This is a genomic window from Flavobacterium sp. B183, assembly GCF_023539155.1.
In the GTDB taxonomy this organism is placed as follows: domain Bacteria; phylum Bacteroidota; class Bacteroidia; order Flavobacteriales; family Flavobacteriaceae; genus Flavobacterium; species Flavobacterium tructae.
In genome coordinates this window covers 1155194-1171196 of sequence record NZ_CP097434.1, presented here as the reverse complement: position 1 = coordinate 1171196, position 16003 = coordinate 1155194, and the positions used below count along the sequence as shown (strand labels likewise).

17 protein-coding genes are annotated in these 16003 nt (G+C 34.3%); 12 read left to right on the top strand and 5 right to left on the bottom strand.

The window, feature by feature from the left end; translation table 11 throughout:
* Positions 1-20 precede the first annotated feature (20 nt).
* The 3 genes from M4I44_RS05235 to M4I44_RS05225 form a co-directional block, all read right to left on the bottom strand.
* Complete coding sequence (locus M4I44_RS05235) at positions 21-944, bottom strand: PfkB family carbohydrate kinase (RefSeq protein ID WP_017494535.1); 924 nt, start codon at positions 942-944, stop codon at positions 21-23.
* 240 nt (positions 945-1184) lie between these two features.
* Complete coding sequence (locus tag M4I44_RS05230) at positions 1185-1580, bottom strand: hypothetical protein (protein ID WP_249966707.1); 396 nt, start codon at positions 1578-1580, stop codon at positions 1185-1187.
* A 4-nt stretch (positions 1581-1584) separates the two neighbouring features.
* The gene (locus tag M4I44_RS05225; RefSeq protein WP_249966706.1) at positions 1585-2151 is read right to left on the bottom strand and encodes an RNA polymerase sigma factor; all 567 of its coding nucleotides are present in this window, start codon (positions 2149-2151) and stop codon (positions 1585-1587) included.
* A 296-nt stretch (positions 2152-2447) separates the two neighbouring features.
* Between M4I44_RS05225 and M4I44_RS05220 the strand changes: the two genes are divergently transcribed.
* A complete protein-coding gene (locus tag M4I44_RS05220; RefSeq protein ID WP_089076676.1) occupies positions 2448-2795 on the top strand; it encodes a DUF6249 domain-containing protein in 348 nt (115 codons plus the stop codon).
* A gap of 66 nt (positions 2796-2861) precedes the next feature.
* Here the strand turns inward: M4I44_RS05220 and rnhA are convergent, their stop codons facing one another.
* Together rnhA and purN are read right to left on the bottom strand one after the other, a co-directional pair.
* A complete protein-coding gene (rnhA, locus tag M4I44_RS05215) occupies positions 2862-3338 on the bottom strand; it encodes a ribonuclease HI (RefSeq protein ID WP_070906155.1) in 477 nt (158 codons plus the stop codon).
* Positions 3339-3489: 151 nt separating this feature from the next.
* Entirely contained in the window at positions 3490-4053 is a 564-nt protein-coding gene (purN, locus tag M4I44_RS05210) for a phosphoribosylglycinamide formyltransferase (RefSeq protein WP_249966705.1), read from the bottom strand.
* Between the two features lie 175 nt (positions 4054-4228).
* On the opposite strand from purN, the gene M4I44_RS05205 reads away from it, so the two are divergent.
* From M4I44_RS05205 to M4I44_RS05155, 11 genes are all read left to right on the top strand, one after another.
* Positions 4229-4465 (top strand): acyl carrier protein, encoded by a 237-nt coding sequence (locus tag M4I44_RS05205; protein ID WP_007137004.1) that lies wholly within the window; start codon positions 4229-4231, stop codon positions 4463-4465.
* A 243-nt stretch (positions 4466-4708) separates the two neighbouring features.
* A complete protein-coding gene (fabF, locus tag M4I44_RS05200) occupies positions 4709-5962 on the top strand; it encodes a beta-ketoacyl-ACP synthase II (protein ID WP_017496946.1) in 1254 nt (417 codons plus the stop codon).
* Positions 5963-5971: 9 nt separating this feature from the next.
* A complete protein-coding gene (gene rnc / locus M4I44_RS05195; RefSeq protein WP_017496945.1) occupies positions 5972-6712 on the top strand; it encodes a ribonuclease III in 741 nt (246 codons plus the stop codon).
* A 124-nt stretch (positions 6713-6836) separates the two neighbouring features.
* The gene (locus M4I44_RS05190; RefSeq protein ID WP_017496944.1) at positions 6837-7325 is read left to right on the top strand and encodes an IPExxxVDY family protein; all 489 of its coding nucleotides are present in this window, start codon (positions 6837-6839) and stop codon (positions 7323-7325) included.
* A 5-nt stretch (positions 7326-7330) separates the two neighbouring features.
* Positions 7331-8764 carry a pyruvate kinase gene (gene pyk, locus M4I44_RS05185; RefSeq protein ID WP_070906157.1) on the top strand — a complete coding sequence of 478 codons (1434 nt, stop codon included), beginning with the start codon at positions 7331-7333 and terminating at the stop codon, positions 8762-8764.
* 434 nt (positions 8765-9198) lie between these two features.
* Positions 9199-9735, top strand: coding sequence for a DUF4136 domain-containing protein (locus tag M4I44_RS05180; RefSeq protein ID WP_249966704.1), 537 nt, complete (start codon positions 9199-9201; stop codon positions 9733-9735).
* 301 nt (positions 9736-10036) lie between these two features.
* Positions 10037-11233 carry an aminopeptidase C gene (locus tag M4I44_RS05175; protein WP_017496941.1) on the top strand — a complete coding sequence of 399 codons (1197 nt, stop codon included), beginning with the start codon at positions 10037-10039 and terminating at the stop codon, positions 11231-11233.
* A 494-nt stretch (positions 11234-11727) separates the two neighbouring features.
* A complete protein-coding gene (locus tag M4I44_RS05170; protein WP_249966703.1) occupies positions 11728-12402 on the top strand; it encodes a hypothetical protein in 675 nt (224 codons plus the stop codon).
* Positions 12403-12426: 24 nt separating this feature from the next.
* Positions 12427-13947, top strand: coding sequence for a hypothetical protein (locus M4I44_RS05165; RefSeq protein WP_249966702.1), 1521 nt, complete (start codon positions 12427-12429; stop codon positions 13945-13947).
* 292 nt (positions 13948-14239) lie between these two features.
* Positions 14240-14440 (top strand): hypothetical protein, encoded by a 201-nt coding sequence (locus tag M4I44_RS05160; RefSeq protein WP_070906160.1) that lies wholly within the window; start codon positions 14240-14242, stop codon positions 14438-14440.
* Between the two features lie 5 nt (positions 14441-14445).
* Complete coding sequence (locus tag M4I44_RS05155) at positions 14446-15546, top strand: hypothetical protein (protein WP_070906161.1); 1101 nt, start codon at positions 14446-14448, stop codon at positions 15544-15546.
* Positions 15547-16003 lie beyond the last annotated feature (457 nt).

Below are 16003 nucleotides of genomic sequence, written 5' to 3'. Positions count from 1 at the left end.
TTATTCGAGGCTTTTGGGCATTATATTTCTATGTCAAACTGAGTTAACGACTTAAACTGTTGTAATCGAATCGCTACTTCAGCTTTACTTAAACTCTCCATCCTTTCTGTTCCAAATTTCTCTACACAGAATGATGCTAAATTTGAACCGTAGATTATTGCATTTTTCATATTGCCAAATGAAATGTTTTCACTTTGCGCAATGAATCCTGAGAAACCACCTGCGAAAGTGTCTCCCGCTCCTGTTGGATCAAAAACATCTTCTAATGGTAATGCCGGAGCAAAGAATACTTCTCTGTTGTGGAATAAAAGCGCACCGTGCTCTCCTTTTTTGATCACCACATATTTTGGTCCCAATTCCTGGATTTTAGCTGCTGCTTTTACTAAAGAATATTCTCCCGAAAGCTGTCTTGCCTCTTCATCATTGATCGTGATTACGTCAACACGTTTGATAACGTCTAACAATTCAGGTAAAGCACAGTCCATCCAGAAGTTCATAGTATCTAAAACTACTAATTTTGGTTTTTTCTCTAACTGATCCAAAACACTGCTTTGTACTAATGGATGTAAGTTTCCTAACATCACCACATCGGCATCTTTATAGTTTTGAGGAACTTTTGGTTGGAAATCAGCCAAAACATTAAGTTCTGTCACTAAAGTATCTCTGGAATTAAGATCGTTGTGGTACAAACCGCTCCAGAAAAATGTTTTACCGCCTTTTACAATTTCGATACCTGAGATATCAATATTTTTTGAAGTCAATAAATCCAAATGTTCTTGAGGGAAATCGTCTCCAACTACAGAAACAATAGCCGATTGCAGGTTGAAAAAAGATGCTGATAAACCAATGTAAGTCGCAGCACCACCTAATATTTTATCTGTTTTTCCGAAAGGAGTTTCAATCGCGTCGAAAGCAACCGTTCCAACAATCAATAATTTATTCATTTTATGAATTTCGAATTAGGGTGCAAAGATACTTCATAAGTTACAATATTGCAACGGTTTAGGTTCTCAAAATTTTCATAAATAAACAAGAGTGTTTTTCAACACAAAACAATTGTAAATGAAATACTTACACCATAATATTTTAGGAAGTCAAAATATGTTTTACAGATTTAAAATACAAGATTTATTTTTACGAAATACTTTTGAAGCTTTTACTGATTTACAACACCAAGACCAGTTTTATACCTGATATTTTTTATCAAAATAATTTTTCAAAACTCCCACCTGAATCAAAACCATAAAAGGAACCACTAAAATCGCATATAAAACATTTTTAGATAAATGTATCCCTGAAAACAGCGTCGAAATCTTATCCGTATATGATTTTCCAATTTCCAGGTTATTGTTGGTTCCGCCAAAGAATACTGCGTAAACCATCAAAGCAATCAAACCTAAGCCAATCACAAACCAAGTCGATTTAGAAATCAGAGGTTTATACCCTTTGGCCGCACTCTTTTCAGTTACCTGAATCTGAGCCATTACTTTTGAGGTAAAATCAATTGAAGGCGAATCTAAAGTGGTTTCGCTCATCATTTTATCAATAAGATTTTCTATATTTTTATCGCTCTCTTTCATCACATTACACTATTTCGGGTTCTAATTTCTTTTTCAATATCACAGCTAATTTTTGTCGGCTTCTAAATAATTTCACCTTAACATTATTGGCTGTAATCCCCATAACTTTTCCAATTTCTTCTAAACTCTGATCTTCGAAATAAAATAAAGTCAATAAAAAATTCTCTTCTGCCGGCAGCAAATTCAAACAGTTCTGAATCGTTTGCTTTCGTTCTTTATCTTCTAAAGCACTCAAAGCATTGTCCATGGTCTTAATTAAATGTGCCGAAAATTCATCTATCGAAATATTCAGATCTTCTTTTTTATTTTTCTTCAAACGATCCAGACACGTATTATAAGCTACTTTGTAAACCCAGGTCGAAAATTTCGAATCTCCTTTAAATTTACTCAATGAATTATAAATTTTAATAAAAGTGTCTTGCGAAACTTCTTCAGCCTCTTCTCTGTTTTTAACCATTTGAAGCGCCAGAGTAAAGATCATATTTTTATAGCGATCTACCAGCACGGCAAACGCATTAGTCTCGCCCCGCAAAATTCTATCGATATAATGTTGATCCGGTATTGTACTCATATTATATAGGACGACAGTTTATTATTGCAGGTTACAAGAATTTTAAAATAAATCTCAAAAAATAAATTCCAAATCTCAAAATCCAAGTTTCAAGTTTCAAGTTTCAAGTTTCAAGTTCTAAAATCTGATTATTGAATACATTAGCGCTTTGTCAAAGTTTCGATATTCAAAATTAACTCATAATCAGCAAGTTTTGGAATTTGGAATTTATTTTTTGATTTTTTTTACCTAAAGTTGTAACCTAAAATTTAAAGCTGTCGTCCTATGGAGTATCAATCAATTAAACAATAAAAAATATGGGACCAGAAATTTTAGTACCAATAAGCCTGTTTCTAATGATCTTCGGGATTATTTATCTTATTTATTCCACCAGAAACAGAGAGCGCTTAGCGCTTATAGAAAAAGGCGTTGATGCCAGTATCTTTTTAAAAGGAAGCGGAAAAGGCGTTCCAACCTGGAAGGTTCTTGTTTTAAACCTGGCCTTCTTATTAATAGGAAGCGGTGTCGGGATTTTCGTTGCTTTACTGATTACAACCTACACTTCACTGGAAGATTCAGCGGTATACCCGTCTATTATTTTTATCATGGCAGGAGTTGGTTTACTTGCCGGATTCAGCAAAGCAAAAGAATTAGACAAAGAGTAAAAACAGTACGTAATACTTTTAACAACAAAAAACGCGTCGAAAGAATTGTTTCCGACGCGTTTTTTTTTATGACTTTGAACCTATGGTTTCGTAGTAAACGTCTACAGAAAGTTTTTTCTGCATCGATGCCATAACAGCCAACTCATCACAGCGTTCGTTCTGCGGATGATTGTTATGACCTTTAATCCATTTAAAATCGACCTGATGTTTGCGGTAAATAATCAGGAAGCGTTTCCATAAATCCGGGTTTTTCTTACCGGCATAGTTTTTTTTCTCCCAGCCAAAGACCCATTTCTTTACCACAGAATCGATGACATATTTAGAATCTGAAACCACCAGAACCTTCATATTGGGCTTTTTTAGCTTTTCAAGCCCCACAATTACAGCCAAAAGCTCCATTCGGTTATTAGTAGTAAGGCGAAACCCTTCATAGAATTCTTTCTTATGCGGAGTTCCAACTAATTCCATCACCACTCCGTACCCCCCGTTTCCGGGATTCCCTTTTGCAGCACCATCTGTATATATATGTACTTCGTGACTCATTTTTTTTTGACTTCTTAGATATTTAGATTGTTAGATTTCTTAGACTGTTAGAATTCTAGATTGTTGGATTGTTAGACTATTCGATTTTTAGACTTCCTTGATTTAGCAAAATCTAAAAAACATTAAGCATAAAAAAAGAAATCTAAGAAACCTAAGCTTCTAATAATCTCGAAATAATTTCCGGAAAGTACTTTTGTTCGAGTTCATGAATCTTTTCAGCCACAGTTTCCGGGGTATCTTCTTCGGTTAAGACCACACTTTTCTGAAAAATGATACCGCCTTCATCATAATTTTCATTTACAAAATGAATAGAGATTCCGGTTTCTTTTTCTTTATTATCCACTACAGCCCTGTGTATGTGCATTCCATACATTCCTTTGCCCCCGTAGTTAGGTAAAAGCGCAGGATGAATGTTTATTATTTGATCGGGATATTGCTCTATTATGTTCTCCGGAAATTTCAACAGGAAACCTGCAAGAACTATCAGATCCGGACCTATTTCTTGTATTTTTTGTAATACATTTCGCTCCAAAAGTTCGTTTTTAGAGAAGATTTCGACTGGAATTTGATGATTTTTTGCTCTTTCTATAACTTTTGCCGAAGCGTTATTTGTAAAAACCGAAACAACCTTTGCAATTTTGGTTCTCGCAAAATACTTTATAATGTTTTCAGCATTAGTCCCTGATCCTGAGGCAAAAACAATAATTTTTTTCATAATCCAATTTATTTTTAGACTGCAAAAAACGGAATAAAAATCGAAAATAAATAGTCTTAAAAAGTCTTTCTTGAAATTAATTTTATAAATTAGTGTTACATTTATAAACTAAATAGTTGTTTTAAAATAAAGTTTTTTATTTTTGCCAACAAATTAAATTCTAAAATTAAAGATTATGTCAGACATTGCATCAAGAGTAAAAGCGATTATCGTAGACAAATTAGGTGTTGACGAAAACGAAGTTGTAACAGAAGCAAGCTTCACTAATGATTTAGGAGCTGACTCATTAGACACTGTTGAGCTTATTATGGAATTCGAAAAAGAATTTGATATTCAAATTCCAGACGATCAAGCAGAAAACATTGCTACTGTTGGTCAAGCTATTTCTTATATCGAAGAAGCTAAAAAATAATAATACCGCACCCGATTTCTAAAAATCCCCATTTTTTGAAATTCCAAACTCCAGTTATTGGTATTTGTTTTTTAAAATTTGAAATTTTTAAGGATCGGGTGTTATTATTTTTTCTCAAAATTAAATTTCGATTGATTTTCAATCAAAAAGATATATTTATATTGTAATGCCCATGGCTCTTAAGTAAACAGTACAGTTAAGAAAGCGTGGGTTTTATTTGTTTAAAGTACAAAATACATATTTATGGCATTAAGGCGAGTTGTTGTAACAGGATTAGGTGCACTTACTCCTATCGGGAATAATATCCAGGAATATTGGAATGCACTTGTGAATGGAGTTAGCGGAGCCGCTCCTATCACATATTATGATACAGAGAAGCATAAAACGAAATTTGCCTGTGAAGTAAAAAACTTCAATATTGAAGATTTTATGGATCGTAAAGAATCTCGTAGATTAGATAAATTCGCTCAATATGCAGTTGCTGCAAGCGATGAAGCTATTAAAGATGCCGGACTTACTAATGATAATATAGACAAAACAAGAGTTGGTGTTATCTGGGGAGCAGGAATTGGAGGTCTGGAAACTTTCCAGGAGGAAGTAATTTATTATGCTAAAGGAGACGGAACACCAAAATTCAATCCGTTTTTTATTCCTAAAATGATTGCCGATATAGCACCTGCACACATTTCGATGCGTAACGGTTATATGGGACCAAATTATACTACTGTTTCTGCATGTGCCTCTTCTGCAAATGCTTTAATTGATGCTTTCAACTACATTCGTTTAGGAATGTGTGATGTTATTGTATCAGGTGGTTCAGAAGCTGCCATTACCATTGCAGGTATGGGAGGTTTTAACTCTATGCACGCTTTATCAACAAGAAACGAAAGCCCTGAAACAGCTTCAAGACCTTTTGACGGAACCAGAGACGGTTTTGTATTAGGAGAAGGAGCCGGAGCATTAGTTCTTGAAGATTACGAACATGCAAAAGCAAGAGGAGCAAAAATTTACTGTGAAATTGGTGGTGGCGGTATGTCATCTGATGCTTACCACTTAACAGCACCACATCCGGAAGGAATTGGGGTTATTGCAGTAATGAAAAACACTTTAAGAGATGCCGGAATGAATCCTGAAGATGTTGATCACATCAACACACACGGAACTTCTACTCCTCTTGGAGACGTTGCGGAATTAAAAGCAATTAGTGCTGTTTTTGGAGATCATGCAAAAACAATCAATATTAACTCTACAAAATCAATGACAGGTCACTTACTGGGTGCTGCCGGAGCTATTGAAGCAATTGCTTCTATTCTGGCTATGCAACACGGAATTGTACCTCCAACGATTAATCATACTGTAGTGGATGAGAACATTGATCCTTCATTGAATCTTACCTTAAACAAACCTCAAAAAAGAGAGGTAAATGTTGCTATGAGTAACACTTTTGGTTTTGGTGGACACAATGCTTGCGTATTGTTTAAAAAATTAGTGGACTAATTTCTGCATATGAATATTATCAAAAAAATATTTTCAAAATCCCGTTCTCAAGAAGACGGGATTTTTTTTGACACTATTCAGAAAATACTTGGATTTCAGCCTGTTTCTATCGATTTTTATAAGAAAGCTTTTACACATCGCTCTTCCAATAAATTAGACGAATCAGGACATCCGATTAATTACGAACGTTTGGAGTTTTTAGGAGACGCAATGTTAAGTGCCGTTATCGCAGCACATTTGTTTAATAAAGCGCCCAAAGGCGACGAAGGTTACCTTACCAAAATGCGCTCGAAAATTGTGAGTCGCGAACATTTGAATGAATTGGGCAAAGACCTCAATCTCGTTCGATTTGTAGAAAGCAAAGTTCCTATTCAGCATTTTGGCGAAAATATTCATGGTAATATTTTTGAATCTCTTATTGGAGCTATTTATCTGGATAAAGGATATTCGTTTTGCGAAAAGTTTATTCAAAAAAGAGTGATCACTCCTTATGTCGATATAGCACGACTTGAAGGAAAAGTAATTAGCTATAAAAGTTTGGTTATCGAATGGTGTCAGAAAGAAAAAAGAATCTTTCATTACGACATTTTTGAAGATAACGGCATTGATGGCCAACGTTTGTTTGGCGTAAAATTAAGCATAGACGATAAAGTCATTGCAAGAGCAAGAGCAACCTCAAAAAAGAAAGCAGAAGAAAAAGCCTCACAAAGGGCATATTTTGCATTTCAGGAAAAAATAGACAAGAAATAGCTACAAAACACTTGTAACTATCTTAAAGCTATAACGTTTTCGTTTATAATTTAACAAAAACATACACTTCTTAACTATTGATGCTCCGTTAGAAATAGTATATTTACACTTTATTTTTCATGACATGGCTATTCATAGATTGGATTTAGACGAATTTGACGAAATTGATTATTATTTAATGGCAATTCACACTTCATTAGAAGATTACAGATTGGCCTATTTTATCAATAAAAACCTTCCGATAAACTTAAGTAAGAGCAAAAACGAGATCCATGCTCAGACTAAAGAAGGCGAGGCAAATTTTTCGAGATTTTATTATTATGACTCCGAAAAAGCAGTTTCATGGAATCTGATTCAGAATAAAAATGAGATCATTTCAGTGAGTAAAAATGATTCTCAAGATTTGTTTTCCAATGAAACAAGTGAGGTTTCAACAACAATTCATTTACTTCCTGAATTCAAAAAAGTAGATTTTTTCCTGAAAATAGACAATAGCGAAGAAGCTCTTGACTTTTCAGAAATTCAACAGCAATTAAACAAAATAGAAAGTATTGCAGCAATTTATGCTGTAGATACTGACAAGATAAAATCAAAAAACAATCTAATTTTTTAAAAAAAATGCTAAAAACAAACAAAAAAACCAAAATTGTTGCTACACTTGGGCCTGCATGTAGTACGAGGGAGATTATCAAGGATATGATCGAGGCAGGGGTTAATGTGTTTAGAATCAATTTTTCGCATGCTGATTACGACGGAGTAAAAGATAAAATTAATATTATTAGAGGTCTTAATGAAGAGTTTGGTTACACTACTGCAATCTTAGGTGATTTACAGGGACCAAAGCTTAGAGTTGGGGTAATGGAGGAAGGAACAGTAGTAAATGATGGTGATGTTATTACTTTTACAACTGCTGAAGATATCATAGGAAACGCTCAGAAAGTGTTCATGAAATATCAAAATTTCCCAAATGATGTTAATCCGGGAGAACGTATTTTATTGGATGACGGTAAATTAATCTTCGAAATTCTTACCACAGACAAAAAAACAGAAGTTACCGCTAAAGTAATTCAGGGAGGAGAATTAAAATCTAAAAAAGGAGTTAATCTTCCAAACACTAAAATTTCTTTACCGGCTTTAACAGAAAAAGATATTGCTGATGCGATTTTCGCGATCGAACAAAAAGTAGACTGGATTGCGCTTTCGTTTGTAAAAACACCTCGTGATTTACAAGATCTTCAAGAATTAATCGCAAAACATTCAGAACATAAAATTCCAATTGTAGCTAAAATTGAAATGCCGGAAGCTCTTGAGAACATGGATAAAATTGTAGCATATTGTGATGCCTTAATGGTAGCTCGTGGAGATTTAGGGGTTGAACTTCCTGCTCACGAAGTACCATTGGTACAAAAAGATCTGATCCGCAGAGCAAAAACGGCAAGAATTCCGGTTATCGTTGCAACACAAATGATGGAAACAATGATTACTAGTTTAACGCCTACAAGAGCTGAAGTTAACGACGTTGCTAACTCAGTAATGGATGGAGCTGATGCAGTAATGTTGTCAGGTGAAACAGCTACAGGAAACTATCCGGTACAGGTTATTCAAAAAATGACACAAATTTGCGAGGCAGTTGAAGACTCTCCGCTTATTCAGGTTCCGCAAAACACACCACAAATTAAAACAAAACGTTTTGTTACTAAAACAGTTTGTCATCAGGCAGCTTTATTGGCTAATGAAATCAAAGCAAAAGCGATTTGTACTTTGACAAATAGTGGTTATACTGCTTTCCAAATTTCAGCCTGGAGACCATCTGCACATATTTTAGTATTTACTTCAAACAGAAGAATCCTGACGCAATTGAATTTGTTATGGGGAGTAAGATCTTACTTCTATGACAAAGACGAAAGCACAGATGATACTGTAACTGATGTTAACGAAATTGCAAGAGAAAAAGGATATGTTGTAAAAGGAGATTATTTAATCAATCTTGCAGCAATGCCAATTAAAGAAAAAGGAATGGTAAATACCATGAGAGTTTCTGAAATAGAATAGTTTACTTCTTAAAGTTTACATGGAAAGCCATTCGATAATCGAGTGGCTTTTTTTTATTCCTGCATTTTAATACCAATTGTATATTGATAATAGTCCTGTTGCATTGTACTATTTTCATATTACATCGGCATTTATATCAGAAAACATTGGGCTAAAATATAAGTAAAATTGATTATACTCTCCTCTTTTCATCAAAAGCAAGGACCTCGCATTATGCCATTTAAATAAAATCATTTATCTTTGATAGAGAAGCAATTAACTAAATTACAACAACTTACAACAAACACCACTATTTTCATTTAACACAACTTTACCTATACTCCGGATTTAATCAATATTTTAATAATATCAAATTAAACTAATTTAATCATTAATTTAAATACCAAAAGATGAATATTAAAAGAAAGAATCTTCGTATAATCCCACTGTTTTTATTGGGTTTACTGTACAGCTGCTCTCCAACTGTACGAGTTACCACCGATTACGATCGTGACACCAATTTCAGCGAGTATAAAACTTTTGCCGTTTACGACTTAAAAGCACAGGAAGGCCAGGTTAGTCAATTAAACGTTGACCGTGTTACAAAAGCCATCCGCAGCGAAATGCTGAGTAAAGGTTTTACAGAAACTACAGCTAGCCCGGATCTAAAAATCAATGCTATATCAATCTTAAAAAACAAAACTGAGGTATCGGCAAACACTGACTTCTATGGCTATGGTGGCATGTATCGTCCGTATGGATATTGGGGCAGAGGTGTCATGATGGGAGGCGCCAATACTTTCGTCAACACCTATGATTATGTCGATGGCTCACTAATCATCGATATTGTATCAACGAAAACAAAAAAACTGATATGGCAAGGAATAGGTAATGCTAAAATAGACAGCCAACCTAACAATCCGGAGGAATTTATTGCGTCCTCTGTCAAAAAAATCCTGGCAGGATTTCCTCCCGGACTAGCAAAAAAATAAAATTATCTACTTCTAAATCTAAAATCTGTACAGATGCTAATACGGCAAAAAAACCTCAAGACTTAGCAACTAGTAAGAGGTTACCTAGCAGATTCTCTATCAACATCAAACCCTACCGGTTGAAAAACTGGTAGGGTTTGATGCTGTTTGTATTTTGCGTATTTTGTAAGTTTATATAGCTTAACAAAAACATTTTATAAAAATTAACGGTTACAGGTTAGTTTTATTAGTTAAAATTTAATTGTTTTGTAACAAATTAGAAACACGAGAGACTAATTTATCAAAATCTTAAACATAAATTATGAATACATTTTCATTCAAATCAGTACTGGCAGCTTCTGTATTTTTTGTTGGGGCAACTGGATGTTTTGCACAGGACATTTTAGTGAATTCACTAAAACTGAATGCAAGCGAAAAAAGTAAAGAAAACTTTAAATTCACTGAAGTTATTAATCTTGGAACTACCTCAGTAAAAGCTCAGGGTTCATCAGGAACTTGCTGGAGTTATTCGACCAACTCTTTCTTAGAATCAGAAATGATTCGTCTAGGAAAACAACCGGTTGAATTGTCTCAGATTTTTTCGGCAAGAAACGTTTATGTTGAAAAAGGAATCAATTACGTACGTATGCACGGAGCGGTTAGCTTAGGCGACGGTGGTGCATTACACGATGTAATTAATATGTACAAAAAATACGGAACTGTTCCGAGAGAAGTTTACACAGGATTAAACTACGGAACCGACAAAAATAAATTTGGCGAAATGGCCGCTCTTATCGAAGGTGTTTTGGCTGCTGTAGTGAAAAATCCAAACGGAGAATTAACTCCAAACTGGCAAAAAGCATACGCTGCTGTTATCGACTCTTATTTAGGAAAAACACCGGATAACTTTACTTACAAAGGAAAAAACTATACTCCGCAATCTTTTGCTAAAGAAGTAGTAGGAATTAATCCTGATGAGTATATCGAAATGTCATCTTTCACAACTTCTCCGTACTACCAAAAAACAACTATGATGGTACCGGACAACTGGTCATTTGATCAAGTTTACAACGTAAAAGTAAACGACATGACAGATGTTATCGACAATGCTTTGAAAAAAGGATACACGGTAGCATGGGCAACTGACGTAAGCGAAAAAAGCTTTAGCTGGAAAAATGGTGTAGCTTATGTGGCGACTAAAAAATTCGACGACATGACGGCTGAAGAAAAAGCAGACATGTTCAACGGACCAAAAGCGGAACCAGAGATTACTCCGGAAATGCGTCAAACAGCATTTGACAACTACACTACAACAGATGATCACGGAATGCACATCATTGGTTTAGCCAAAGATCAAACTGGAAAAGAATATTACATCGTTAAAAATTCATGGGGAGAAACAAACGACTACAAAGGTTTCTTGTTTGTAACTAAAAACTTCGTGAAATACAAAACGACTGCCTTAATGGTAAACAAAGGAGGAATTCCTTCTGATCTTGCTAAGAAATTAGGGGTATAATTACCTTAGAGTTTTAAAAAATAAAGAAGCGCTGCAATGAAAATTGTGGCGCTTTTTTATTTTAACCGCAAAGAACGCAAAGGTTTACGCAAGGAACGCAGAAAACTTTTATCGGTAACCAATAATAAAAATCCGTGCTAATCCGTGCTTTCGTGAAACGAATCCGTACAATCCGTGTGCTGTTTTTTTAACCGCAAAGACCGCAAAGATTTACGCAAGGAACGCAGAAACCTTTTATCGGTAACCAATAATAAAAATCCGCGCTGATCCGTGCTTTCGTAAAACGAATCCGTACAATCCGCGGGCTATCTTTTTAACCACAAAGGGCGCAAAGGTTTACGCAAGAAACGTTAAGCACTATTTTTTCGCATAAATCAGGTATAAGTACTTGGATGAGTTGTTTTTAGTATCCATAAATTCGTCTTGCTTAAGCAATTAAGAGGCACCTCCGAAAAGCCTGAAAAGAGTAGGACAAACAAATCAACTATTAAAACATGTCAACATCACAAGTAATTACAGTACCTATTACAGAGCAACAACATCTGCTATTTTTATTTCTTCCGTTAAAAAAAGGCCTTTTGGCAGAGGCACTAAAAGCTTCTCAGCTAATTAGAGAAGCTGCAGCTCCTGCAACAGCTCCAAACGGAGATCTCCGCAAAACAACCGGCGTGCATTATTTTACAATTTATGCACAAGAAGACGGAAAACCTACTCCGGGAATTCCGGTTCCGGGATTTCAATCTTTTCCGGGAAAAGACGTAATGGTAGTAATGTCAATCTACGACGGACAATTTGATGCTTATATCAATGCTTTTTTTGAAATTGACGCCGTAGTAAATGGTTTAAATGGGCTGTTACATTTAATAGATGAAACAGGAATTCCTGGCGTAGACCCGGACGGACCGACCTCAGCAAAACATATCATAAAAAAGAAAGGAGTTAAAAAAAATGCAGCAGCATTCTTTTGTTTCCTAATGCGTTATAATTTTGGAGATCCTGTTTTTTCTGCCGGCGATAAAAACGGAAAATATACTTTTGGCACCAATTTCCCGGGTCTTACAGTCGCCAAGATTATTGATAAATATCCAAAAGCCAGTGAAATATGGCCACCAGCTCCAAGTGATATCACTTATAGTTTTCCAAAAGCCCAAAAACCGGATTGCAAATAATTCCTAATCTTATTGCGATAAAAAATGAGCAATTCAAATCAGGCTGAGATGAATGATGTGCAGGGATTAATACTCAAAGGGTATAATTTTCCACATATCAGATACATTATTCTAAGCATAAAAGACGTTAATGGAGCAAAAAAATTCTGTGCCGGTCTTGCTTCACAAAATAGTACCACAGGTTTGCATATTACTACTGCTGAACCTTGGGAAAACATGGTTAAACCCGATTATTGTCTGAATATCGGGTTTACGTATTGGGGTTTGGAAAAACTCATAGGGACAGTCAATTGCGACGAAATAAATGATGATTCAAGTGCCGAAGTCTTTGCATCCTTTAAAAAAGGAGCTATAGCTGACGCAACCGAAATGGGAGACACAGACGAAAGCGCTCCGGCTAACTGGTGGAAAAATGGAGGCTGGATACCAAAGCAAAAACCGAAACCGGACGGCAGTGATCTTCATATTCAATTAACGCTTTTTACTTTAACACCCAAAAACAGAGAAAAATATTATACCGATTTGTTGCAAATGATTCCCAAAGCAGCATCGGGAGGAGCATCAGTAATTCCGGTCTACTATCAGGATTCAGATCCTATAACGGTCGATGGTAATTCAGATTATGTACATTTTGGTTATCGGGACAGTTTATCTCAGCCACGTATTGATGATATTGTATGGAACAAACCCAAACTAAAAAAATTAATGGGAATAAGCAGTATCGACGACAGACCAAAAGTTCCGCTGGATCGTTTTGTAATAAGTTCGGATGCCGATGATTATAATGCACATCCCCTTTTGGTAAACGGTTCCTTTGCGGCATTTAGATTATTGTATCAGGATGAAGCGAAGTTCAACAAATTCATCCATTCAGACCCTAAAACGTCACCCGAATTGATGGCTGCCAAAATGTGCGGACGCTGGCGCGATGGTACGCCTCTTGTGGTCTCTCCTGACAAGGAAGATAAAACTCTGGGAGAACCAAGTTCTAAAAATTTCAATTTTACGAACTTCAATTATTTAGCACCAAGTCCCAACCAACATGGCGATCAAAGCAGTGACGAAAACGGGTTAAAGTGTCCTTATGCAGCACACATACGAAGAGCAAACCCACGGGACGATTTTAATGTAACCGGAAACAACAACAATGCCGAAACCCACAGAATTGTAAGACGCGCTTCGCCTTATGGTCCCGTGTATGATCCTAATGAAAAAGCCGGTATACAAAGAGGACTCGTTGGACTGTTTATTGGAGCTGTTCTCGATTTTCAATTTCGCTTCGTTACGAAACTCTGGTTAGAAATGGGCGGTTTCAGAAATCCCGATGATTCTCCAAATTACAGCGGTGTTGATCCACTATTTGGTCCACAAGTTTCGGATACCAATCCCTATGATTCCGCTTTTGCTTTCAATAAAAACGGCACCTATAACGAAGTTCCTGGTCTGACCCGTTTCATTCGTACTGATGGAAGTTTGTATTTGTTTTTACCGGGAATTACTGGTTTAAAATATATTGCAGAAGGGAAAATTCCACCGTCATCATAGATTGAGAATTCTTTTTGATCTTGCTGAGAAATTAAGGGTTTAATTACCTTAGAGTTTTGTAAGGATAAAAGCGTTGTAATTTTCATTATAGCATTTTTGTAGCCTCAAAAAGTATCATAACTAATATATCCTCATATTTTCAGAAAGAAAAACATTAGATGTTGATGATTCTTTAATCACAAATGAAAAATGATAATTAAAGTTCTTACCTCATGTTTTTTTAATATAAACAAATATCTTTTATAACAAAATTAATAAGATATTTACTTTAATTTAAAAAATTTGGACAATTATGGAATATAAAATTAAAAAGCAACAAGTACACAGGCTTCCTGTTTATTTAGCAAATTCATTCCTTACAAGAAGTGATGCTGAAAACTTTCTTGAGGAAATTAATAATGAAGACCCAGATATCGTTTATTCAATTGTATATGGTAAAAGTTATCCTTGGAACGGAACATTTGCAGAATTTCCAGAACCTATTAAAAAATAAAAAAAATGATAGAAACAGTTATTGATTTTGATTTAACAGAAAATTACGATGAGAATATTTTTGACAACTTTATGTCAACTGTTGAAAGATTAAATTTAAGTGGAGAAACTTCTATTGAAGAATCAAAAAAATTAGAGAATCTAGTTCTTAAACTTGAAAGAAATGTTCAGGATTTGACAGATCTAAGTACAGAGTTTAATTCTCTTATTTTAAATAATGTTAAACGAATATTGTCAGACTATAATAAAATTTTAATACATAGTCAATCAAATGAAATGTTAGGTTTAGCTTTTAATACTTTTCAAACGCTCAACAATAGTATTTACCATTATCAACATGACAATGCCTTTAACAAGTTAGTAGATGTAACTAATCGATTATCGATTAGCAATAATTTAAACGGAAATTTATCTTCTTTAGAAAATATAAAAAAAACGGCTTTTATAGGGCTCACAAGCTTAGAATATGAATATTCTTACGTTAACAATCTCTTCGATAATATACTTTATGAATCAAGTGAGATTTTAATAAATTTTAAAACTAAAGAAAACGAAACTCATAAGCCTTTAGAATTTATTTATCAATTTATTGAAATATTAAATAAAATAGAAGGAGTTAGAGTTGAAATAGAAGAAATAAAAAAGGGATCACTTGTTGTTACTTTAAGAGCATATTTCAATTCTAAAAAAGCTAAAGATGATGCATGTGAATTATTAGAAGGTGCAAAGAAGTTTGCGTCAGGGAAATTAGAAAAAGAATATGAGGAGAAAGAAAAAATAAAGGAAGAAAAACTGAAAATAAATGTTGAGAAAAAAATATTACAACAAGAATTAGATCAAAGTGTAAACTTAGACTCACTCTATTTAAAGGCATTAAATATTAAACAATCCGAGGAAGATTTAAAAAGAAAACAATTAGAAAATATAAAGCTAGGTTTAGAGGTTTTAAAGGATAGTCGTGATTTATTTACTGAATTAATTGGTGAAGGGTTTGTCTCTCAATCTGATTTTGATATGTTTATAAATCAAATACCTTTTCTTCAGAAAATTGATGGAAAGCTAACGGTTGGTGAGAATGCTTTAATAGATAAAAAAGATCAAAATTAAAATATTGTAGTCTTAATGCAATAAATAGAAAGAATAATACAATTCCTCTTTTAGGCATTTGAAAAGTTTTGTTGATTTTTGTTCAAACTAAAAAAGAGGCTTAAAAGCCTCTTTTTTTTAAGAAAATATCTTTAAAAGACCTACTTCCCTTTCATAAACTTCTCTAAATACTCCTCTTTATCCTTTTCAGCCTAAATCAAACGATCGTAAAGTTCTACAACTTTATCAATCGAACTTTGATTGCCATTTCATTTTCAAAAAGAACCTGTAACAAATTATTTTTTTCTTCCAATTTGTTTCAAAAGCTGTAACAATTTTTAAAAAATTTCAATTTTGTTACAAAAACTGAAACAAAATATTTTTATTTCGTTTTTTGTTACAAGAACTTTGAAATGTAAACAGACGCACTAAACAAAAAAAAGAGAGATCTCAAACGAGACCTCTCTTTTATATAAAT